This is a genomic window from Nguyenibacter sp. L1 (assembly GCF_035199985.1).
Lineage (GTDB): Bacteria > Pseudomonadota > Alphaproteobacteria > Acetobacterales > Acetobacteraceae > Gluconacetobacter > Gluconacetobacter vanlangensis.
Window position 1 is genome coordinate 731907 of sequence record NZ_CP127015.1, and the last position, 21385, is coordinate 753291.

Consider the following 21385-nt stretch of genomic DNA (forward strand, 5'->3'; position numbering starts at 1 on the left):
TCAATGCTCCGTGGCGGACAAGATAGGGGACGGGCCGCTGCGCAGCAGGCGCGGGCACAGGGCCATCACGCCGCCGGCCAGGGCCAGGCAGACCAGGATCGCGGCCAGGGCCAGCCGGGATTCGGCGCCGTAATGCAGCGTGTCGTCCAGCGACAGCAGCCGCACGCCCAGGGGCGCGCTGCCCGCGGGATATAGGATTTCCGACAGCGGCAATTCGAAGAACAGGGTCACGAAGACCATGCCCCAGGCCCAGACCAGGGGTTGGAGCAGCAGCGGCGCGTAGATCCGCTCCACCCGGCCGGGCGCCGGCATGCCGTGGACCCGCGCCGCCTCGCCCAGGCTGCGATGCAGGCGGGAGAACGGCACGTCGAGAAAGCGGATCGCGATCGGCAGATGGCTGGCGACATAGGCGATGATCAGCAGGGCGGGCGTGCCGTAGAGCGGCAGCATCGTGCCGTTGAACCCGATCACGTAGGCCGCCCCCAGGATCACGCCCGGGACGGCCATGTTGCCGACCGTCAGCCAGGCCATGAGCCGGGCCATCGCCCGCCCGCCGCGTTCGCCGTGCCAGCGTCCGCCCAGCAGGATGGCGGCCAGCAGGACGACGAACACCGCGGAGACGAAGCTGTAGCGCAGCGACAGGAGGATCGCGCGCCAGTCCTCGGCATCCAGGGCGTGCAGCATTTCCGTCGCCCCGCCCCCGCCGGTCTCGCCGATTCTCTGGCCGATTCCCTGGCCGATTCCCTGGCCGAGCCCCTGCATGCCGAGGGCCAGGACAGGCGCCACCACCCCGGCGGCCAGGATGACGCCGACGAGGAGCCACGCCGCGATCGCCAGCCCCGGGCCGCAGGGCCGTGGCGCCACGCGCCGCTGCCGTCCGTGCAGCGTCGTGTACGACCGCCGGCAGAACCATGCCTGCGCGCCCAGCGCCGCCAGCGCCAGGGCGACCAGGCTCCAGCTCAGCAGGGCGGCATGCACGAAATTGACCGGGACGCTCGAAAGGTCCTGATAGATCGCATAGATGACCAGCGGGAGATGCGCCTGCGCCCCCAGGGTTGCCGCGATTCCGAAATCCTGCGACGCGGCCAGCACCTGCACCAGGAAGATGCCGGCGGCGACCGGCAGCATCAGCCGCAGCACCAGCCTGCTGCGCCGCCATGGGGAGACGACATGGACGCGGAATGCCGCCTGCATGTCCTCGCCGATCGTCTGCCAGCCGGCCCGCGCCGTCAGGGCCGCGAACGGCAGGCCCTTGACGGTCAGCAGGAAGACGATGCCCGCTTCGCCGTAGAACAGCCGGTTGAGGACCCCGCCATCCAGCATGGGCGCGGCCATCAGGATCTGCCAGCCCATGGTCAGCAGATAGCTGGGCATCAGGAGCACGCCCCACAGCGCCAACGCCAGGACCCGCCGGCCCCGCCATAGCCGGCGTTCGATCAGGTAGCCGGCCGCGAGACCCGGGGGGATGACCAGAAGCGCGGCCTCGGTACTCATGCGGGCCGTGTTCCACATCGCGGTCAGGGACAGGCCGGAGGACCCCTGCATGGCACCCAGCGTGGCCAGCGGCGCCAGGGCGGGGTGGACCGGGAGCGCCAGGAAGCGCGCCAGAGGATAGACGAAGCAGACCAGCATGATCGCGCCGATCGTCAGCAGAGGCAGTCCCGGCCGCGGCAGGTGCCCGAGCCGTGGCAGGCGCATAAGGGCACGGCCGGGCTGCATGCGGCCCTGGTGCGCGCGATCGTGACCGCGTGTGCGCGTGTTGCCCGGCGGGCCGTTCACCGGACGACCGCCTGCTGGAACCAGCCGGTCACCTCGGCCTGGCGCGGCCCCCATATGGCCGGGTCGGGATGGAGCAGGCTGATGGTGCCGATGTCGGGCAGGTCGGGCTGTCGCGGCACCGTGGTCACGGGCCAGAAGAACCGGTCGCTCGAGGAGAGGTGCATGCGCAGTTCCTGAATGTCGGGCCGCATGATGTAGCGCAGGAAACGCCCCGCGATCGCGCGGGACGCGGCGGGGCGGTCGGCGGCGATCGCGGCGATCGCAGGGAGGATGATGGCGGGGCGCGGTACCGTGATGCGATAGCGGGAATCGCGCCGCGCCAGGCCGAAGGCAACGGTGCTCTGCACGAGACCTGCCGACACCCGGCCGGTGCGCAGCGCCAGCAGGACCGAGGGGTTGGACGGCGCGATGAGCAGTCCGCGAGCCGCCATGCGCAGGATCGCCGCCTGTCCCCCTGGCCAGCCGCCATTCATGTCCAGCATGCCGGCAAGCAGCGGATAGGCCGGACCCGACAGGGCGGGGTTGGCCATACCGAGCCTGGCGCCGTCGGTCAGGTCGCGCCACCCGCGCGGGGCCGGACCGGAACCGGTGCGGGAGAGGAAGATTCCGGCCAGGGTGAAGCTGGTGACTTCGTAGGCGCCGTCGGAAGGCAGGAGGGTGCGGCCCTGCGCCGTCCAGTCCAGCGTGGGCGCCACGCCGTGGGCCAGCAATCCCGCGCGGTCGAGCGCCAGCGCGCCGTCATCGCCTTCGAACCACAGCACGTCCCAGTGCGGATGGCGCGCTTCGGCCGACACGCGCGCCAGCAGGGCGCCGGCCGGCATGGTGACGACCGTGACCGGCATGCCCGCCTCTCGCGAAAACGCGGCGGCGACGGCGGCCGATGCGCCCACGGAACTGTAGACGACCAGTCGGCCCCGCGTGCCTGCCGAGAGGCCGGCCAGGCACCACAGGACCGCAATGCCCAGCGCGACCGCGGCTGCGCGCAAGCGCATCATGCCATCCCCTGCGATATCGGGCCCGTGTGGACCGTAGCCAATGCAACGGGTCCTCTATATCCATGTGGCATATGCTACAGAATGAAGCTTTTATGAACATGGTCACGCTGCGGACCGGGTCTGGTATGTTTTCTGAATTGCGTTTTAGAGCCGATCCCGTTCAACCGGACTCGTTTGAACGGGTGAAGATACTCGATAAAACAACAATATAGAGCATTTCTGCTGAACTGGTGTTCAGTGCAAATGCTCTGGTGCGAGGGGCTGGACATCTTGGAACGGGATCCGATCGTTGAGAGCCTGCATCCCGATTCGGGCCTGTCCGCGACCGCCCGCCGCATCGCGCAGTTCATTCATGCCAATCGCGCGCTGACCCTGGCCAGTTCGGCCGCCGACCTGGCGCAACGCTTGGATACGTCGGATGCCACGATCATCCGTTCGATCCAGGCCATGGGTTTCGAGAGCCTGGCGGAGATGCGCCAGACGCTGGTCGCCAGCCTGAGCCCGGCGAGCAACCCGGCCACGGCGCTGACCCGGACGATCCGGGATATCGGTTCGGACCTTCCCGATGCCGTCGGCGCGATCCTGGGCACCCATGCCGAGATGATCGCGGCCTTGCAGAATCCGGCGACGCAGGAGCGCATCGTCAACGCGGTGCGCTGCCTCTATCCTGCCCGGCGGGTGGCGATCTTCGGGATCGGTCCCTCGACCGGTCTGGCCGATTACATGTGCCGGGTGCTGAACCGAAACGGCCGCAGCAGCTTCGTCATCGGCACGACCGGGCGGGCCTTTGCCGATGACCTGGTCAGCCTGCGTGAGGGAGACGGGCTGGTGGTCATGGCCTATGGCACGCTCTACCGGGAAATCGCGGTCCTGTTTCAGGAAGCGTCGCGCCTGGGCCTGCCGATCGTTCTGGTGACCGACCGGATTCAGGCGGAGAATGTGCCCCCGGGCACGGCGATCGTTTCGGCCATGCGGGGCAGAGAGGAACATATCGCCCTGCACTCCGCCACCGTCGCGATCCTGGAGAGCATTGCGTTCGGCCTGTCGGTTGCCGATCGCGAGCAGACCATCGACGCGCTCGACCGGCTGAACCAGTTCCGCAGCCGGATCGAACATTTTTAGGATGACGAGGTATTTTCTACCCTGACGCCTGACCATACCCGGGGCGCAGGCGCGCCCGGGGTATGGTCATTCAGGACCGAGACCGTTCGGAATCTGGCCGTTCAGGACTCGCCGGATGGCCGGCCGGCGCCCGGCGCGCCCAATGGCACGGTCTCGAAACACAAGGAATCCGCGACCGGCGGATAGCCGCGGGACGAGACGGACTGGCCCTGATGCTGGACCGAAGGCGAGCGATCAGGCTTTACGCTTTCATCTGGCTGCATGGCTGGATCCTCCCGAGAGAACATCGGTGTCAACCCGAGTCAGCTATGGAAGTTCCATCGATCGTTACGATTCTTTTTCTTTTATTGCGCGCGACCGGCCTGGGCATCGTGCCCGCAAGGTGGCGGATCGCGGCGAACCATGTTCCGGCCCCTTGTTCCGACCTCTTGTTCCAGCCTGGGGGGGGACCATCAATGTTTCTTCATTTCTGGAGCACGGCGTCATGAGACCCCGGGAGTGTCCGGCACCCCCGGGGACGAGCGGTCAGTGGGCGCGAACGGCCGTGACTTCGATTTCAGCCAGCCATCCGGGATTGGCCAGGTGGGCCACTTCGAAAGCGGATCGCGTCGGCAGCTTGGGCTGCTGCGCCGTTCCGAAGAATTCGGTATAGGCCTTCATCATCCCGGGAAAGTCGATCTTGCCCAGCTTGGGATCGGCGACCATGTAGATATGCATCTGCACGACGTCGCCCATCGTCAGCTTCAGCTTCGCCAGCTCGGCCTGAATCCGGGTCAGGGCGCCGCGCACCTGCGTCTCGGTATCGCCATAGGCCGCCAGCGTCATCGGCTTCGCGGTCTTGTCGATCGCGGGCGCGCCGATGCCGCTGAGATAGATCGTGCTGGCACCCGGCGGCACCTCGATCGCCGTGGCGATCGGAAAATGGCTGGCCGGATCGGTATGGCGCACCACGTCCGCCGCCCGGGCCGCCGAAGCCGCGCCGCACGCCAGGGCGGCCGCCAGGGCCAGCCCTGCAAACTTGTTCATCGTCATCTGAATCAATCCTGTTCGGGAGTAATGACCGGGCGCTGGGACGCGACGTCGGCCGGCTTGACCATATCGGTGTAGTGATTGCCGAAATTGGTGCGGACATAGTTCACGACGTCGGCCACCTGCTTGTCGTTCAGCAGCCCGGAAAACCACGGCATGCCGCCGAAGCCGTTGAGCACGACATAGACGGGGTAGTCGCCGCTGGCGAGCTTGGGATTCCCGGCCAGGGCGGGGAACCGCGCGCCCGACCCTACGGCGCCCTTGCCGTCAGGCATGTGGCAGCCCTGGCACACATGCTGGTAGACCGCCGCGCCGTTATTCAGGGGCTGCATCTTCCCCACGACGGCGCTGGCGCTGTCGGCGCGGGCCTGGGTGGCGAGGCATGTCGCGGCCGCGAGACCGGCCATGAGGAAAAAGGTGGAACGCATCAGGCAGCTCCCAGCGCACGTTCGTGCAGGCGGGTAATGGCATCCAGCGACGACAGGATCGCACCCTCCTGCCAGCAGCCGATATACGAGGCGTGCTCGCCCGCCAGCACGATGCGGTTGTCCATCGCGCACAGCGTCTTGTAATGGGTCTTGCGCGATTGCTCGGACCACATGGAACAGCATCCCAGCGTCCAGGGCATGCGGCTCCAGGCCAGGGCGACGCCGCCTCGGAATTCCTTGCGGTAGTTGGGATGGATCACCTGTCCCTGCGCCAGGCCGTGCTCGATCCGCTCGGCCGGGCTCATGCCCGCGAAATCATAGGCCGCCGGGCCGAACATGTAGCCGCCGAGCAGGACCGCCGGTCCCTTGGAGAAATAGCCGTGGCTCGGGTACGAGATCTGGCTGATCGGCTGGTCGGTGAAGCTGATGCCGCCGTAGATCTGGTCGTCTTCCTCCCAGAACCGGCGGTTGAATTCCAGCCCCAGCTTGACCGACGACGCATAGGGAACCGCCGCGATCGCGGCCTTGAGCGGGCCGCTGACCTGCACGTCGAGCTGCGAGAGCACCGACAGCGGGATGGTGCAGACGCAGTAATCCGCCTGGGCCTGACGTACGGCGCCGCCATGCGCCATGTCATTATAGGTCACCGTCACGCCGCGATCGTCCTGATGGATCGACGACACCTTGCAGTTCAGCGTGATCAGGTCGTGCACCTGGCGGGTGAAGGCCTTGCCGATCTGGTCCATGCCGCCGACGGGCTGGAACATGGTCGTCTGCATGTCCAGCCGCTCATGAAAGGCCATCCACTGCCACAGGCCGGAGCGCATGACGTCGTCGCGCGCGAACAGGTCCGAGGGAATCGGCGCGCCGTTGACGCCGCCGCCCTGTGACTTGGCAAAGCCGCGGCGCAGGGAACTGATCGCGCCCTTGCGGTATGATCCGTCGGGCTCCAGCCCGCCCCAGCCGCGCAGCGCCGCCGCGACATGGGCGCGTTCGTCGCCGGACATCACGTCGTCCAGCTTGTGCTGGTCGATCGCCTTGGACAGCAATTCGGCGGTGAAGCCCGTGAAGTCGGAGGCATAGTCGCGATAGCGCACCGGCTTGCCGCCGAAGACCTGCGAGGAATGCAGCCAGGAATTGTGGTTCAGCTCGATGAACGGTTCCAGGTCGACGCCGAACGCCTTGCAATAATGCAGCAGGCCCTGATGATGATAGGGGATGCGCCACGGACCGGGATTGATGTAGTTGCCCGACGCGAACTGCACCTTCTGGGTTGCGCCGCCCAGTTCGGTCAGCGTGTCGCCGCCGCGGAGCGAGATGTTGCGGCCGCCGCTGCGGCTCTGGAATTCCAGGACCTGGACCTGATAGCCGGCCTTGCGCAGCTCATAGGCCGCGAGCATTCCGGCCAGACCGGCGCCCAGCACCAGCACCTTCGTGCCGTGCTTCGCCCCGCTCAGGGCCGGGGGGCCGGAAAAATCGGTGCCCGCCGCGTGTCCCAGGCTGGTCATGGCCTGGTAGAGGGCGGCGCTTCCCCCCAAGATCCCGATTCGGGTCAGCATCTGGCGGCGCGTGGCCGCCGGACGCCGAAAAGCATTTGTCATCAAGCTTCCCCAGAAAGACATCACAGAAACATGATCGGGCCCGGCGAACGAAGCCGCGCCACGGGGGAGCATAGTTACAGGTTTCCATTGCGCTTGGGCAATCGTCGGATTTTCCCATCGTAACGGTTTTTCTCCGGCCCATGTCGGGAGGGTGCCCGTCTTGAGCGAAAAAGCGGGCCGGGAAACCGCGATTCGGTCCGATCGCCCCGCATCGCACGGCGTATTGCACTGTTACCGATCCGCAACAGGCGGGCGGAAATATCTCGCTGGCGAATGAATCTGGCGCGATCAGGTCGCCCGGCTGCCGGGGGCCTCGTCACTGGTAATATAATGTTGCAACGAGGTTATCCTGGCCGCCGCCTCGTCGAGGCGGAACTTGACCAGGTCTCCGATACTGACCAGGCCGACGATTGCGCCGCCCTCGAGCACCGGGACATGCCGGGTGCGGCAATCGGTCATGCGGCGTGCCACGATGGCGATATCGTCGTCCAACGCCGCGACCGGCACGTTGCGCATCATGACGTCGCGGGCCAGAAGGTGGCCGAAATCGGCCTCCTGCCGTGTCAGAACGGTCACCAGCGTCCGTTCCGACACCAGCCCCTGCAGGGTGCCGGCCCGGTCCGTCACCGGGACGCCGCCGATGTGCCGCGTACTGAGCAGGCGGGCGATCTCGTCCACCGGGGTCTCTTCCGGCACGGTTACGACGTGATGGCCCTTGCGATCCAGCACCTGCAGAACGGACGTGGTCATTTCTGCGCCTCCTTCCCGCGCCGGGTGACAGGCCCGTCAGATTGGGCGTGCGGCCTAGCGGGGAAAGGGGGCCGGCGCGGGTGAGGCGCCAAGCGCATACAGAAAAGCGTGAGGCCGTGCGGTCATGCCGGCCACCAGGCCGCCGCTCCATCGCACCAGGGGGCCGGGCAGCAGGCCAAGCAGGATCACCACGACGGCCAGCAGCGCCGCCGGACCGGGGTACGACGGCGCCCCTTCCCTGCCGGTCGCGGCCGCGTCGGCGGGGGTGGGGGCCATCATCGTCCGCGCGACATTCAGGTAGTAGTAGAGCCCGATCACGCTTCCGACGATCACGGCCGCCGACAGGACGATGCGATCGGCCGACATGGCGGCCGTCAGGATATAGGCCTTGGCGAAGAATCCGGCGACCGGGGGGATTCCCGCCAGCGACAGCAGCATGACCGACAGGAGGCAGGCGACGGCGGGGCGGCGTTGGAACATGCCGCGCCAGGCGTCCAGTTCGGCCTCGCCGCCGGCCATGCCGAGCACGGCGAAGGCGCCCAGCGTGGCCGCAGAATAGACCGCCAGGTAGAAGGCCGCGCTGCCCGCCCCGAGGGTGCCGGCCGCCAGCAGCGGCACCAGCAGGTAGCCGATATGGGCGATGGACGAGCCGGCCAGCAGCCGTTTCAGATTCGTCTGGCGCAGCGCCAGGAGGTTGCCGCCCACCATGCTGAGCACCGCCAGAGTCGACAGTTCGGGAGACAATGCCCCCATCCCGCCCGCGACATAATGGGCCAGGGCGACGAACAGCGCGATCTTCGACAGGACCGCGACGAATGCCGCGACGGGCACGGCGGCGCCTTCGACCACGTCCGCCAGCCAGAGATGGAACGGCACGACCGACAATTTGAAGAACAGGCCGGTCAGGACCATGATCGCCGCCGCTGCGCCCAGCATGCCGCCAGTGCCAGCCGGGGCGGCGAATGTCAGCTTGCCCCCCAGCAGATAGGACAGCGCCAGCCCGAAAAGCAGGATCGCGGACGAGACGGCCGACAGGATGAGATATTTCATCGCGGCCTCGGCGGCCTCGGGCCGGGTCGCGCGGTAGGCCACAAGGCCGGGGAGCGACAGGCTGAGCGTTTCCAGCCCCAGGAAGAGCGCGATCGCGTGGGCGCTGGCGGCCACCGTGACCGCGCCGAGCGTGCCGAGCAGCAACAGCATGTGGCCTTCGGCCCCGCCGGCGCCGTCCAGGCGGCGCCATGCCATGGCCAGTACGGTGCCGGCCGCCAGCAGGATCAGCCCGCTTCCGTAGGTGAACCAGCCATCCGCCACGAACAGCACGGCGTCGTTCCCCGCCTGTCCGGCGCCGGCGATGGGGGAATGCGCCGCCAGGGCGATCAGCGCCAGCGCCAGCGTGACCGCGGCGACGATCGCACTGCCGGCGCGCAGCCACGCCAGGCAGGGCAGCATGACCAGGATCCCGGTCCCCAGTACCAGCAACGGCAGGGGAATGGGGGGAAAGAGGCTCATGACGCATGCGCCGCCGGCGCGACCGGGCGCGCGGTATCGGCCACGGGTTGCGGATACAGGCCCAGCGCGATCAGCAGGATGACCGCCCCGCCGAGCACCGCCATGTCCCGTGGCCCGAAATCGTCGATCCGGCGGGCCTCCTGCGTGGCCAGCGGCCCCATGAAGGCGCGCCCCAGCATCGTCAGGCCGTAGAGTGCCGAAAGGACCAGTCCGGCCGCCGCCAGGCCGGCCAGGAGAGGGCTGACCCGCCAGGTCGCCAGCAGCACCAGGAATTCGCCCACGAAATTGCCCAGCCCCGGCAGGCCCAGGGAGGCGACGGTAAAGACCAGCCCCATCGCCGAAAGCTGGGGGATGACGGCCCACAGCCCGCCCATGCTGCGCAGGTCGCGCGTATGGAGCCGGTCCTGCAGCGCGCCGGCGATGGCGAACAGGGCGCCGGTGCTCAGTCCGTGGGCCAGCATCTGTACTACCGCGCCTTGCAGGCCCAATGCCGAGCCGGAGAACAGGCCCAGCAGGACGAAGCCCATGTGGCTGACGCTGCTATAGGCGATCAGCCGTTTCATGTCGTCCTGGGCCAGCGCCAGCACCGCGCCGTACAGGATGCCCGCAACCCCGAGTGCCATGGCGACGGGCGCCAGTTGCGCCGAGGCGGCCGGGAACAGCAGCAGCACGAAGCGGATCAGGCCGTAGCCGCCGGTCTTGAGCAGCACGCCCGCCAGCAGGACGCTGCCGGCCGTCGGGGCCTGGGTATGGGTGTCGGGCAGCCAGACATGCAGCGGCACCACCGGCAGCTTGACTGCGAACGCCGCGAAGAAGCCCAGCGCCAGCAGCAGGCTCAGCCGCGGCGGCAGCGCGGTGCCCGCGAGCGCGAAATAATCGAAGGTGAGGACGCCGCTCTGCCGGAAATGGGCGATGACCAGCCCGAGGATGGACAGCAGCATCAGCAATCCGCTGCCCTGGGTGAACAGGAAGAACTTGATCGCCGCGCGGGCCCGGTCTTCGTGCCCCCAGAGGGTGACCAGGATGTAGAGCGGCACCAGCATCAGTTCCCAGAAGAAGAAGAACAGGAACAGGTCGGTGGCGATGAAGACCCCGTTCACCCCGGCGATGGCGAGCAGCAGGAGCAGGTGGAACAGTCCCGCCTTGTCGCGGACGTCGCGCGCCGCCATCACCACGCAGGGATAGGTCAGCACCGCGGTCAGCCACAGCAGGGTCAGCCCCAGCCCGTCCAGGTCGCAGCGCAGGGCGATGCCCAGCGCCGGCACCCAGGGGAGGGACAGATGCAGCAGCCACGGACCCTGTGTCCGCAGGCCGCCCCAGGTGATGACGGCCAGCAGCGCGGTCAGCAGGATGATCGTGCCGATGCTGACGAACCAGGCCGCGTGCGGCGCCGTGCCCCGCCGGTCGGCCAGCCAGGCGAGCAGGCCGCCGGCGAGCGGCAGCAGCACCAGGGCGGCCAAGGCGATCATGGGCGCACCGCCAGGCACAGGGCCACGATGGTCGCGGCGGCCACCCAGCCGGCGTAGCGCCGGACCTGGCCGTCCTGCATCCGGCCGAGCGCCTTGCCGCCCCAGGTCGCGGCGCCGGCCAGGATGGTGGGCAGGAGATCGCAGACGTCGTGGCGCAGCGATCGCGCCAGGGCCTGGAACGGGGCGACCAGCAGAGCGGCGTAGGACGTATCGAAGCCCCAGCCGTCGCGGGCGAAGCGGGCGACCGGCGTGGCGGAGGGGTGCGGGAGGGCGGCGGGGCGCCAGATCATCCAGGCGAGGGCGATTCCGGCGAGGGGCGCGAGGGAGCCGGCGAGCAGCAGGGGGATGGCGTGATGTTCGGCGGGCCAGCCGGGGACGGGCATGATCTTATGGGAAAAGATGTGTACCGGGGCGATGATGTCGGGCATTTCGATCATGCCGCCGACGATGGCGAGGAGGGAGAGGCAGGCCAGGGGGATGGCCATGGTCCAGCCGGTGCGGCCGGTGGCCCCGCCGTGGGGTTGGCCCGCGAAGACTATGAAAACACAGCGAAAACCGTAGAGGCCGGTCAGGAATGCGCCGGCCAGGGCGCCGGTCCAGAGCAGGGGGTCGCTGTCCCAGGCGGCCTGGAGGATGGCTTCCTTGCTGTAGAAGCCGGCCGAGAGCAGGGGCACGCCGGCCAGGGCGGCGGCGCCGGCGACGAAGGCGGCGCAGACCCAGGGCATGACCCGGGCGAGGCCGCCCATCTGGAAGATGTCCTGCCGGTGGTGCATGCGCAGGATGACCGCGCCCGCCGCCATGAACAGCAGGGCCTTGAAGAAGGCGTGGGTGACCAGGTGGAAGATCGCCGCCGACCATGCCCCGCAGCCCAGGGCCAGGAACATGTATCCGAGCTGGCTGATGGTCGAGTAGGCCAGCACCCGCTTGATGTCGGTCTGGGCCAGGGCGCTGCCGCCGGCCAGCAGCAGGGTCGCCAGCCCCACCCAGGCGGTGAGGTGCATCACCAGCGGCGCCGGCAGGAACAGCGCGTGCAGCCGGGCGATCAGGTAGACGCCGGCGGTGACCATGGTGGCGGCGTGGATCAGCGCCGAGACCGGCGTGGGGCCCGCCATGGCGTCGGGCAGCCAGACCTGGAAGGGGAGCTGCGCCGACTTGGCCACCGCGCCGCCCAGCAGCAGCAGGGCCGCCAGTTCGGCCTGGGGGCCCGCCAGGCCCTGGGCGCGGTCGAGCACCCGGGCGATGTCCAGGCTGCCGGTCCGCGTGGCCAGCAGCAGAAGGCCGGTCAGCATCAGCACGTCGCCGATCCGCGTGACGATGAACGCCTTGCGCGCCGCCGCGCCGTTTTCGGCCTGGCGGTACCAGAAGCCGATCAGCAGGTACGAGCACAGGCCCACGCCCTCCCACCCCACATAGAGGCAGAGCAGGTCGGCGGAGAGGACCAGCACCAGCATGGCGGCGACGAACAGGGTCATGCAGCCGAAGAACCGCGCCTGGTCGGGGTCGTCGTGCATATAGCCGCAGGCATAGAGCAGGATCAGGAACCCGACACCGGTGACCACCAGCATCATCACCAGGGAGAGCGGATCGACGACGAAGGCGATATGCGCCGCGAACCCGTCCAGGCGCATCCATTGCCACAGCGTGACCCGGCGGACATGGTCCGGGGTCGCGAACAGCAGGCGCGCCGTGCCGAGCGCCAGCAGGAACGCAGCACCCACCGAGAGCGTGGCCAGCGCGCCGGCGGCGGCGGGGCGCATCCGGCCGGCCGAGAGGAACAGGATGGCGGCGGCCAGCAGCGGGCAGAGGACGATGGCGGGCGGCAGCAGGGCGATCGGCATGGCCCTATCCCTTCAGCCGGTTGCCGGTGTCGGCATCCAGGGTCGGGCGCCCCGCCGCGTGCAGCCGCAGCAGGATCGCCAGTCCCACCGCGGCCTCGGCGGCCGCCAGGGAAAGGATCATCAGGAACATCACCTGCCCGTCGGCCGCGTGCCAGCGCGCGCCGGCCGCGACGAAGGCCAGCGCCGCCGCGTTGAGCATGATTTCCACCGACATCAGCATGAACAGCAGGTTGCGCCGGACCAGCACGCCCAGCAGCCCCAGGGCGAGCAAGGTGCAGGCCAGCAGCAGCGCCATGTCGGGGGCGGCCATGTCATGCCTCCCCTTCGTCCTGGCGGCCGATATGGAAGGCGCTGACCAGGCCGGCGAGCAGCAGGAAGGAGGCAAGCTCCACGGTCAGCACATAGGGGCCGTAGAGCGCGAGCCCGACCTGGCGCGGGCCGATGACGGAGACCGGGCCCCCCGGCGCGCCGTCGGCGCCGAGCAGCGCGCGCAGCGTCGCCGCCAGCAGCAGCCCGGCCAGGATCGCCGGCCCCAGCCAGACATGCGGGGCGATCCAGTGCCGTTCGCGCCGGCGGTCGGCGCGGCCGAGATTGAGCATCATCACCACGAAGACGAACAGCACCATGATCGCGCCGGCATAGAGGATGACCTCGAGCACCGCCGCGAAGGGCGCGCCCAGGCGGACGAACACGCCCGCCAGCGCCAGCAGCAGCACGACCAGGTAGAGCAGCGCATGCACCGCGACCGTGCGGGTGATGGTCATGAGCGACGCCAGGGCCGCAACCAGCGCCATCGCTGCCAGGGATATGTCCACCGGACCGGTCTTTCTTTTACCTATGGCATCAGGGCCTATGGCATCAGGGAATGCAGGTCGACCGGACGGGATTCGCGTTCGGCCAGGCCCTTGTCCTTGCCTGGAACGGCAACGCCGGACACGCGGTAGAAGTTGTAGCTGGGATATTTGCCGGGGCCGGAAATCAGCAGGTCGTCCTTTTCATAGACCAGGTTCGGGCGGACATATTCGCTCATCTCGAAATCGGGGGTGAGCTGGATGGCGTAGGTCGGGCAGGCTTCCTCGCAGAAGCCGCAGAAGATGCAGCGGGAGAAATTGATGCGGAAATGATCGGGATACCAGCGCCCGTCCTGTTCGGCCTTCTGCAGGCTGATGCAGTCCACCGGGCAGGCCACCGCGCACAGTCCGCAGGCGACGCAGCGTTCCTGTCCGTCGGGGTCGCGCGAGAGGATGATCCGCCCGCGATAGCGCGGCGGCAGGGGCGGCTTGTTTTCCGGATAGCCGACCGTGACCCGGCGGCGGCCGATATGCAGGAAGGTGAGCCACAAGGTGCGGAGCGTGTCGAACATCGGAGTTTCCCTAGCCGCCCGGCGCGCGCAGCAGCAGGACCGCGCCGGTCGCGACGATATTGAGCAGGGACAAAGGCAGCAGGATTTTCCAGCCCAGGGCCATCAACTGGTCGTAGCGCAGGCGCGGCAGGGCGGCGCGCAGCAGGACGAACAGCACCACCAGCGCCGCGACCTTGAGCGCGAACCACAGGCCGCCCGGCAGGAGCGGGCCCTGCCAGCCGCCCAGATAGAGCGTGGTGACGAGGGCCGAGACCAGCACGATGCCGGCATATTCGGCGAGGAAGAACATGCCGAACTTCATGCCCGAATATTCGGTGTGGAAGCCGGCGCCCAGTTCGTTCTCGCCTTCCGGCAGGTCGAAAGGCAAGCGGTGGGTCTCGGCGATGCCGGCCAGCATGAAGACCGCGCAGCCGAGGGCCTGGGGGATGACGAACCACAGGCCGGACTGCGCCAGCACGATGTCGCGGAGGCTGAAGGAGCGGGCCTGCATCACCACCCCCAGCAGGGAGAGGCCCATGAAGACTTCGTAGCTGATCATCTGCGCGGCCGCGCGCAGCCCGCCCAGCAGGGCGTATTTGCTATTGGAGGCCCAGCCGGCCAGCACGACCGAATAGACCCCCATGCCCATCGCGGCCAGCACGAACAGCAGCCCGACATTGAGCGCGGACGCGATGCTCCACCACGCGGTGACGGGGATGACCGCGAAGGACAGCAGCACGGTCATCATGCCGATGGCGGGCGCCAGCACGAACACGGCGCGGTCGGCGAAGGGGGGGATCCAGTCCTGCTTGAAGAGGATCTTGATCCCGTCGGCGACGGCCTGGAGCATGCCGCCCGGCCCCACGCGGTTGGGGCCGTAGCGGTCCTGCCAGACGCCCAGCAGCCGGCGTTCGACCCAGGTAAGCGCCGTGGCCAGCCCGAGCAGGGCGGCCAGGGTGACGGCGATCATAAGCGGCATCGGGACCGTCATTGCCCCTGCCCTGCCGGCGCGACGTCCACCCAGACCGGCAGGGAGAAGGAACGGTCCAGGTCGTGGGCGGGGTAGAGCGCGAGGCCGGCCGGGATGGCGGCGTCGCAGGTCACGGGCAGGCTGACCGGGCGGCCCATCAGGGTGATGGTGGCCCCCGTCACGGTTGTCTGGGTCACGGTTGTTTCGGTCGCGGTTGTCTCGGTGGTGGGCCAGCCGGGGGCGATGCGCAGGGTGGGCGGTTCGATGCGGGCGGCGATCGGGGGGGACAGGGTGCTGAGTTCCTCGGTCCCGAAGAGGCGGGCCTGGGGGAGCAGCAGCACCTGGCCGGGCCGGGGCGTGAAGCGGGGCGGGATATCGCTATGCCAGGCGCGGGCCGGCGGGGTGCCACCGGGTGGGGCGCTGGCGGGTGGGGCGTCGAGCAGGCGCACGCCGCCGTCGCCGCCGCGCATCGGGCCGCCGATTTCCTGCTGGAAGCGGTTGAGCGACTGGACGGAGTTCCAGCCGGGCTGCTGGTAATAGGGGATGAGCGCGCCGGGCAGGTCGGGGCCGTAGGCGCCCTCCATCGACGGGGCCAGGGGGCTGTCGGGGTTGGGGTGCGGCGGCTGGTCGCGCACGCTGATATTGGCGCGCATCGCCGTGCGGCCGTCGAAGCGGTCGGGTTCGGCGCGCACGCGCCGGCCGTCCAGCCGGTAGGCGGCGTCGGGCGCCGCCGCGCCGATGGCGGCCAGCCTGGGGGTGGCGGCGGCGATGGCGGCGATGACGGAATCGAGGTCGGTCCAGCCCGGATCGCGCCCCAGCGCGCGCGCCAGGTCGCGCGCCCAGCGCCAGGCCGCCTGGATCGGCCGGTCGGGGGTGAGGACGGGCAGGAAACGCTGGGCGCGGCCTTCGCTGCCGACCAGGGTGCCGCCGCATTCGGAAAAGGCGGCGGCCGGGAGGACGATGTCGGCCCGTGCCGCCAGCGGGGTGGCCGTGTGGTCGATGACCACCAAATGCCGCACCCCGGACAGAAGATGGTCGAGCGCGGGCGGGCCGAGATGGCGCGTCAGGTCGTTTTCCATCACCACCAGCGTGCCGATGCCTCCGCCGATGCCGCCTGGGCGAACCATGCCGGCCACGGCTTCGAGGCTGGTGCCGCCCAGCAGGGCCAGGCCCATCGTGTTGCAGGCGGGCTGCACCAGGCTGAGTGCCGGGTCGCGCCCCGGTCCCTCCCCCGTTCCCTGGCCCGTCCCCTGGCCCCTTCCCTGGCCCGCCAGCGCGGCGGCGATGTTGGCGGCGGCGTGCGGCAGCGCGGCCAGGCCGTACTGGGTGCCGGCGACGACCAGCGGCCGGGCGGCCCCGGCCAGGGCGCGGGCGATGCGCTCGGCGCAGGCGGATTCGGCCTCGGTCAGGTCGGCGGGCTCGGGCGATGCCGGGTCGATGCGGTGGGCGATGGCGAAGCCCAGCCGGGCGAGGTCGTCGGGCGCGGCGCGCCAGCATTCCTGCGCGATGTCGTCGAGCCCGGTCGCGTCGGGGGCCAGGACGAAGAAGGGGGCGCGCTGGCCGGCGCCCATCATCCGCGTCGCCGCGTCCATCCAGCGGGGCACGCCGGCGGCGGCCGCCGCCTGGTAGCCGGGCAGGCGCGCGGTCTGGCGCAGCGCCAGCGCCAGGCGCGGCGCGGTGGCCGAGACGTCTTCGCCCAGCACCAGGACGGCGTCGGCCTGTTCCATCTCGTGCAGGGTGGGGTTGCGGGCGGGGCTGGCCTGGAGCAGCGCCGGCAGCAGCATGGCCAGGTCGTGGCGCGGCCCGTTGAGGCCGGTGGAGAATCCGGCCGCGCCCGCCAGCGCGCGCAGGGCGAAATTGGCTTCGAGCGAGGCGCGTTCGGAGCCGATGCCGATGATCGGGCCGTCGGCCGCCAGCGCGGCGAAGCGGTCGAGCGCCTGGCGCACCGGCACCACCGTCTGCTGCCCGTCGACCCGGCAGGTCGGCACGGCCAGGCGGGTCGGCGCGGAGGCGAAGCCGTGCCCGAAGCGCCCGCGATCGCACAGGAAATAGCGGTTGACCGCCGCGTGGTAGCGATTCATCACCCGCCGCACCGTGCCCTGGCGGGCATTGACGATGATGTTGCAGCCGACCGCGCAATGGGTGCAGACCGACGGCGCGCCGTCCATGTTCCATTTGCGGGCATAGACCCGGGTGAAGGGTTTGTCGGTGAAGACGCCGGTCGGGCAGATTTCGACCAGGTTGCCGGCGAAGCCGCTTTCGAGCGCGCCGTCGGCCTGGCGGCCGAAATAGACGTCGTTATGCATGCCGAAGGCCGCGAGGTCGGTGCCGCCGGCATAGTCGCGATAGAAGCGCACGCAGCGATAGCAGGCGATGCAGCGATTCATCTCGTGCCGGACGAAGGGCCCCAGGTCCTGGTTGCGGTGGGTGCGCTTGTCGAAGCGGTAGCGCCGGACGGCGTGGCCGGTCATGACCGTCATGTCCTGGAGGTGGCATTCGCCGCCCTCGGCGCAGACCGGGCAGTCATGGGGGTGGTTGGTCATCAGCCATTCGATGATGCCGGCGCGGAACTGCCGGGCCTCGTCATCGGCGATCGACAGGATGGCGCCGTCGGTCACGGCCGTCATGCAGGCCATGACGATGCGGCCGCGCCGGTCGTCGGGGCCGGCATATTGGCGCACCGCGCATTGCCGGCACGCCCCCACCGAGCCCAGGTCGGGGTGCCAGCAGAAATAGGGCAGGTCGAACCCGTTTTCGAGGCATGCCTGCAGCAGGTTTTCGTCTGTCCGGGCGGGATAGGGGCGCCCGTCGATATGGATTGTGGCGATATGGGTCGTAGCCATGGCCTGCCCCCCCTATGCCGCCATGCGGCGCGGGCAGCCATGCTGCCGCAGATGGTCGAGGAATTCGTCGCGGAACAGGTCGAGCCCGCTGGCCAGCGGCGCCATCGCGCCCGGGGCGTGGGGGCAGAAGGTGCGGCCCGGCGGGCCGATCAGCCGGACATGGTCGGCCAGAAGGTCGAGGTCGCGGGGTTGTCCCGTGCCCTCCTCGATCGCGGCGAGCAGCCGTTCGACCCAGGGCAGGCCGTCGCGGCAGGGCGTGCACCAGCCGCAGGATTCCTGGGCGAAGAAATGTTCGAGATTGCGCAGCATGCCCACCGGGCAGGCCCGGTCGTCCAGCAGGATGGCCAGTCCGGTGCCGAGCCGGCTGCCGGCCTTTTCCACCGTGGCGTAATCGAGGGCGATGTCGAGCGATGCCGCGTCGAGGAAGGCGGTGGAGGCGCCGCCGGGCAGGAAGGCGCGCAGCCGGTAGCCGTCGCGCATGCCGCCGGCGCAGTCCTCGACCACCTGGCGCAGGGGCACGCCCATCGGCAGTTCCCATGCCCCCGGGCGGCGCACCCGGCCGCTGACGCCGAACAATTTGGTGCCGCCATCGGGGCTGCCCGGGGCCAGGTCGCGGAACCAGGCGGCGCCGTTGGCCAGGATATGCGGCACGTTGCACAGGGTTTCGACATTGTTGACCACGCTGGGCGCGCCCCACAGCCCGCCCACCTGCGGGAAGGGCGGCTTGCTGCGCGGCTGGGCGCGGTAGCCTTCGAGCGCGGTGAGCAGGGCCGTTTCCTCGCCGCAGATATAGCGGCCGGCGCTGGCATGGACGTGGATGTCGAAATCGAAGCCCGAGCCGAGAATGTCGCGCCCCAGCCAGCCGGTCTGCCGGGCCTGGGCGATCGCGCGTTCGAGCCGGTCGAGCGCCAGGTGATATTCGCCGCGCAGGAAGATCACGCCCTCGGACGCCTGGATGGCGTAGCCGGCGATCAGCATGCCCTCGACGAGCTGCATGGGGTTGCCTTCGAGCAGCAGCCGGTCCTTGAAGGTGCCGGGTTCCATTTCGTCGGCGTTGGCCACCAGGTATTTGCGGCGCGCGCGGGCCGGCTGCCTGGGCACGAAGCTCCATTTCTGGCCGGTGCCGAAGCCGGCGCCGCCGCGCCCGCGCAGGCGGGAATCGGTGACTTCGGTGATCACCGCGTCGGGCGTGAGGTCGCGCAGGGCGCGCCGGGCGCCGCGCCAGCCGCCGGCCAGGCCGTAGGCGGCGCAGTCCGGCGGGCCGCCGGGGCCGATCATCGCCGTCAGGGGGCGCTGGGCCATGTCGCGTTCGGCGGTGGTCATGGTTCCCTGCCCTGTTCCGTGCCGCGTTCCCTGCCCCGTTCCCTGGCCAGTTCCTTGGCCCGCACGCCGTCCGCGATCGCGTCGATCCGGGATTCGTCGAGGTCGCCGTGCAGGGTGCGGTCGACCAGCAGGGCCGGGGCGTGGTCGCAATGGCCGAGGCAGACGATGGGCAGCAGGGTGGCTGCGCCGTCCGGCGTCGTCTGGCCCGGCTGGATGCCCAGCCGGTCGCACAGCCGGGCGCGCAGTGCGTCGGCGCCCATCAGCCAGCAGGAGACGCTGTCGCACATCATGATGACGTGCCGGCCGACCGGGCGGCGGAAGATCAGGTTGAAATAGGTCGCCACCCCGTCGAGTTCGGCCGCCGATACGCCGATGAGGCGCGCCAGTTCGACCAGATGGGCGTCGCTGACCCAGCCGAAGCGCGCCTGCACTGCGGCGAGCGCGCCGACCGTGACGCCGTGCGGGTGGTCGGTCGCCGCCATCATCGCCGCGATTTCGTCGCGCAGGTCGGGCGGCAGATCGGACGGCAGATCGGACGGCAGATCGGGCGGGAGGGCGGGGTCAGCGGTCGACATCGGCCATCACGAAATCGATGCTGCCGATGATCGCGATCAGATCGGCGATCATGGCGCCGCGGCTGATCAGCGGGATCATCTGCAGATGGGCGAAGGAGGGGGTGCGGATGCGCGTGCGGTAGGACATGGTGCCGCCGTCGCTGAGCAGGTGATAGGCGTTGAGTCCCTTGGTGGCCTCGACGCTGGCCTGGGCCTCGCCGGGCGGGATGACCGGGCCCCAACTGACATTGAGGAAATGATGGATCAGGGTTTCGATGTCGTGCATCGTCCGCGCCCTGGCCGGCGGGGTGGTCAGCGGGTGGTCGGATTTGTACGGCCCCGCCGGCATCTGGTCGACGCATTGGCGGATGATGCGCAGGCTCTGGCGGATTTCCTCGATATGCACGCGGACGCGGTCGTAGCAATCGCCGTTCGACGCGGTGGGGATGTCGAATTCGAGCTGGTCGTAGCAGGCATAGGGGGCCTGGCGCCGCAGGTCCCATTCCAGGCCGCAGGCGCGCAGGCCGGGGCCGGTGACGCCCCAGGACACGGCCTCGGCCACGTCGTAGGCGCCGACGCCGACGGTGCGGGCGCGGAAGATCGGGTTGCGCATCACCAGTTTTTCGTATTCGTCCAGCCGGGGCGGCAGATAGGCGAGGAAGTCGCGGATCAGCCCGTCCCAGCCGCGCGGCAGGTCCATCGCCACCCCGCCGATGCGGAAGAAGGCGGGGTGCATGCGGAAGCCGCAGATGGCCTCGATGATCTCGAACACCCGCTCGCGGTCGCTGAACATGTAGAAGACCGGCGAGAGCTGGCCGACATCCTGCGACATGGTGCCGTAGAACACCAGGTGGCTGGCGATGCGGAACAGTTCGGCCAGCATGACGCGCATCATCTGCGCCCGTGGGGGGACATCGATGCCGGCCAGCCGTTCGACCGCCATGACGTAGGGGAAATTATTCATGACCCCGCCCAGGTAGTCGACCCGGTCGGTATAGGGGATGAAGCCGTGCCAGGTCTGGCGTTCGGCCATCTTCTCGGCCCCGCGATGGTGGAAGCCGATATCGGGCACCGCGTCGACGATGCGTTCGCCCGCGAGTTGCAGCACGATGCGGAAGACGCCGTGCACGCTGGGATGGTTGGGGCCGAGATTGAGGAACATGAAATCGGTGTTGTCGGCGTGGCGGGCCATGCCCCAGGCGCCGGGATCGAAGCGCAGGGCCTGCTGTTCGGCCATTTCGTGCTCTTCGGTCAGGCTGTAGGGCGGCATTTCCGTCGCGCGGGCATAATGGTCCTTGCGCAGCGGGTGGCCGGTCCAGGTGGGCGGGGTAAGGATGCGGCGCAGGAAGGGATGGCCGTCGAAGGCGATGCCGAACAGGTCCCAGACCTCGCGTTCGTACCAGTTGGCGTTGGGCCACAGATCGGCGATCGACGGGGCCGACGGCGCGCCCCCGGACAGCGCGCCCTGGGACAGCGCACCTTGGGACAGCGTACCCTGGGACAGCGGCACCTTGAGGCGCAGCGCGTCGCCCGCGCCGGCGAAGGCCATGAAATGATAGACCAGGGTGAAATCGGCATCGGGCAGGCCGGCGCGATGGGTGCGCTGGCGCTCGTCGATCGCCGTGAGGTCGAACAGCATGCGCAGCGCGGTGGGATGGCGCAGCAATGCTGCGATCGCGCGCAGGTCCTGGGGGGCGATCCAGAGCGTGGGGATGCCGTCGCGCGTCGTTTCGGCCAGGCGCGGCATGTGCGGCGGCAGGTCGGAGAGTTGCGCGAGCATGGTGACGGAATCGGCCGGTGCGGTGCGCTGTTCGAGGTCGGCGACGCCCATCG

18 protein-coding genes are annotated in these 21385 nt (G+C 69.4%); 1 reads left to right on the forward strand and 17 read right to left on the reverse strand.

Going from position 1 to position 21385, the window contains the following annotated elements:
- Entirely contained in the window at positions 1 to 1779 is a 1779-nt protein-coding gene (locus QN315_RS03235; protein ID WP_323991472.1) for a hypothetical protein, read from the reverse strand.
- The gene (locus tag QN315_RS03240; protein WP_323991474.1) at positions 1776 to 2774 is read right to left on the reverse strand and encodes an extracellular solute-binding protein; all 999 of its coding nucleotides are present in this window, start codon (positions 2772 to 2774) and stop codon (positions 1776 to 1778) included. Before QN315_RS03240 ends, QN315_RS03235 begins: the two co-directional genes overlap by 4 nt.
- A 270-nt stretch (positions 2775 to 3044) precedes the next feature.
- On the opposite strand from QN315_RS03240, the gene QN315_RS03245 reads away from it, so the two are divergent.
- Positions 3045 to 3896 (forward strand): MurR/RpiR family transcriptional regulator, encoded by an 852-nt coding sequence (locus tag QN315_RS03245; RefSeq protein WP_323991475.1) that lies wholly within the window; start codon positions 3045 to 3047, stop codon positions 3894 to 3896.
- A gap of 525 nt (positions 3897 to 4421) precedes the next feature.
- On the opposite strand, the gene QN315_RS03250 is transcribed toward QN315_RS03245, so the two are convergent.
- The 15 genes from QN315_RS03250 to nuoC form a co-directional block, all read right to left on the reverse strand.
- Positions 4422 to 4928, reverse strand: a complete 507-nt coding sequence (locus QN315_RS03250; RefSeq protein ID WP_408904578.1) for a RidA family protein — start codon at positions 4926 to 4928, stop codon at positions 4422 to 4424.
- A 5-nt stretch (positions 4929 to 4933) separates the two neighbouring features.
- Positions 4934 to 5353: a cytochrome c gene (locus tag QN315_RS03255; protein WP_323991476.1), complete on the reverse strand. Its 420-nt coding sequence runs from the start codon at positions 5351 to 5353 to the stop codon at positions 4934 to 4936.
- The gene (locus tag QN315_RS03260; RefSeq protein WP_323991477.1) at positions 5353 to 6954 is read right to left on the reverse strand and encodes a flavin monoamine oxidase family protein; all 1602 of its coding nucleotides are present in this window, start codon (positions 6952 to 6954) and stop codon (positions 5353 to 5355) included. Before QN315_RS03260 ends, QN315_RS03255 begins: the two co-directional genes overlap by 1 nt.
- 288 nt (positions 6955 to 7242) lie before the next feature.
- Positions 7243 to 7704 carry a CBS domain-containing protein gene (locus tag QN315_RS03265; protein WP_323991478.1) on the reverse strand — a complete coding sequence of 154 codons (462 nt, stop codon included), beginning with the start codon at positions 7702 to 7704 and terminating at the stop codon, positions 7243 to 7245.
- Positions 7705 to 7758: 54 nt separating this feature from the next.
- A complete protein-coding gene (locus QN315_RS03270) occupies positions 7759 to 9213 on the reverse strand; it encodes an NADH-quinone oxidoreductase subunit N (RefSeq protein WP_323991479.1) in 1455 nt (484 codons plus the stop codon).
- The gene (locus QN315_RS03275) at positions 9210 to 10682 is read right to left on the reverse strand and encodes an NADH-quinone oxidoreductase subunit M (protein WP_323991480.1); all 1473 of its coding nucleotides are present in this window, start codon (positions 10680 to 10682) and stop codon (positions 9210 to 9212) included. The genes QN315_RS03270 and QN315_RS03275 overlap by 4 nt, the downstream gene beginning before the upstream one ends.
- Positions 10679 to 12520, reverse strand: coding sequence for an NADH-quinone oxidoreductase subunit L (gene nuoL, locus QN315_RS03280; RefSeq protein WP_323991481.1), 1842 nt, complete (start codon positions 12518 to 12520; stop codon positions 10679 to 10681). The genes QN315_RS03275 and nuoL overlap by 4 nt, the downstream gene beginning before the upstream one ends.
- 4 nt (positions 12521 to 12524) lie before the next feature.
- The gene (nuoK, locus tag QN315_RS03285; RefSeq protein WP_323991482.1) at positions 12525 to 12830 is read right to left on the reverse strand and encodes an NADH-quinone oxidoreductase subunit NuoK; all 306 of its coding nucleotides are present in this window, start codon (positions 12828 to 12830) and stop codon (positions 12525 to 12527) included.
- A 1-nt stretch (position 12831) separates the two neighbouring features.
- Positions 12832 to 13314 (reverse strand): NADH-quinone oxidoreductase subunit J, encoded by a 483-nt coding sequence (gene nuoJ, locus QN315_RS03290; protein WP_323993817.1) that lies wholly within the window; start codon positions 13312 to 13314, stop codon positions 12832 to 12834.
- Positions 13315 to 13370: 56 nt separating this feature from the next.
- Positions 13371 to 13883, reverse strand: a complete 513-nt coding sequence (nuoI, locus tag QN315_RS03295) for an NADH-quinone oxidoreductase subunit NuoI (RefSeq protein ID WP_323991483.1) — start codon at positions 13881 to 13883, stop codon at positions 13371 to 13373.
- 10 nt (positions 13884 to 13893) lie between these two features.
- Entirely contained in the window at positions 13894 to 14853 is a 960-nt protein-coding gene (gene nuoH / locus QN315_RS03300) for an NADH-quinone oxidoreductase subunit NuoH (protein WP_176641041.1), read from the reverse strand.
- A complete protein-coding gene (gene nuoG, locus QN315_RS03305) occupies positions 14850 to 17675 on the reverse strand; it encodes an NADH-quinone oxidoreductase subunit NuoG (RefSeq protein WP_323991484.1) in 2826 nt (941 codons plus the stop codon). Before nuoG ends, nuoH begins: the two co-directional genes overlap by 4 nt.
- 12 nt (positions 17676 to 17687) lie before the next feature.
- The gene (locus tag QN315_RS03310) at positions 17688 to 18977 is read right to left on the reverse strand and encodes an NADH-quinone oxidoreductase subunit F (protein WP_408904682.1); all 1290 of its coding nucleotides are present in this window, start codon (positions 18975 to 18977) and stop codon (positions 17688 to 17690) included.
- A gap of 17 nt (positions 18978 to 18994) precedes the next feature.
- Positions 18995 to 19573, reverse strand: coding sequence for an NADH-quinone oxidoreductase subunit NuoE (nuoE, locus tag QN315_RS03315; protein WP_323991486.1), 579 nt, complete (start codon positions 19571 to 19573; stop codon positions 18995 to 18997).
- Positions 19560 to 21383 carry an NADH-quinone oxidoreductase subunit C/D gene (nuoC, locus tag QN315_RS03320; RefSeq protein ID WP_408904579.1) on the reverse strand — a complete coding sequence of 608 codons (1824 nt, stop codon included), beginning with the start codon at positions 21381 to 21383 and terminating at the stop codon, positions 19560 to 19562. The genes nuoE and nuoC overlap by 14 nt, the downstream gene beginning before the upstream one ends.
- Between the last annotated feature and the right edge of the window lie 2 nt (positions 21384 to 21385).

Bases quoted from the DNA above. Each gene is read 5' to 3' on its own strand.
- QN315_RS03240 (WP_323991474.1), bottom strand. From the start codon at position 2,774: ATGATGCGCTTGCGCGCAGCCGCGGTCGCGCTGGGCATTGCGGTCCTG.
- QN315_RS03250 (WP_408904578.1), bottom strand. From the start codon at position 4,928: ATGACGATGAACAAGTTTGCAGGGCTGGCCCTGGCGGCCGCCCTGGCG.
- QN315_RS03255 (WP_323991476.1), bottom strand. From the start codon at position 5,353: ATGCGTTCCACCTTTTTCCTCATGGCCGGTCTCGCGGCCGCGACATGC.
- QN315_RS03260 (WP_323991477.1), bottom strand. From the start codon at position 6,954: ATGACAAATGCTTTTCGGCGTCCGGCGGCCACGCGCCGCCAGATGCTG.
- QN315_RS03265 (WP_323991478.1), bottom strand. From the start codon at position 7,704: ATGACCACGTCCGTTCTGCAGGTGCTGGATCGCAAGGGCCATCACGTC.
- QN315_RS03270 (WP_323991479.1), bottom strand. From the start codon at position 9,213: ATGAGCCTCTTTCCCCCCATTCCCCTGCCGTTGCTGGTACTGGGGACC.
- QN315_RS03275 (WP_323991480.1), bottom strand. From the start codon at position 10,682: ATGATCGCCTTGGCCGCCCTGGTGCTGCTGCCGCTCGCCGGCGGCCTG.
- nuoL (WP_323991481.1), bottom strand. From the start codon at position 12,520: ATGCCGATCGCCCTGCTGCCGCCCGCCATCGTCCTCTGCCCGCTGCTG.
- nuoK (WP_323991482.1), bottom strand. From the start codon at position 12,830: ATGGCCGCCCCCGACATGGCGCTGCTGCTGGCCTGCACCTTGCTCGCC.
- nuoJ (WP_323993817.1), bottom strand. From the start codon at position 13,314: ATGGCGCTGGTTGCGGCCCTGGCGTCGCTCATGACCATCACCCGCACG.
- nuoI (WP_323991483.1), bottom strand. From the start codon at position 13,883: ATGTTCGACACGCTCCGCACCTTGTGGCTCACCTTCCTGCATATCGGC.
- nuoH (WP_176641041.1), bottom strand. From the start codon at position 14,853: ATGACGGTCCCGATGCCGCTTATGATCGCCGTCACCCTGGCCGCCCTG.
- nuoG (WP_323991484.1), bottom strand. From the start codon at position 17,675: ATGGCTACGACCCATATCGCCACAATCCATATCGACGGGCGCCCCTAT.
- QN315_RS03310 (WP_408904682.1), bottom strand. From the start codon at position 18,977: ATGGCCCAGCGCCCCCTGACGGCGATGATCGGCCCCGGCGGCCCGCCG.
- nuoE (WP_323991486.1), bottom strand. From the start codon at position 19,573: ATGTCGACCGCTGACCCCGCCCTCCCGCCCGATCTGCCGTCCGATCTG.
- nuoC (WP_408904579.1), bottom strand. From the start codon at position 21,383: ATGGGCGTCGCCGACCTCGAACAGCGCACCGCACCGGCCGATTCCGTC.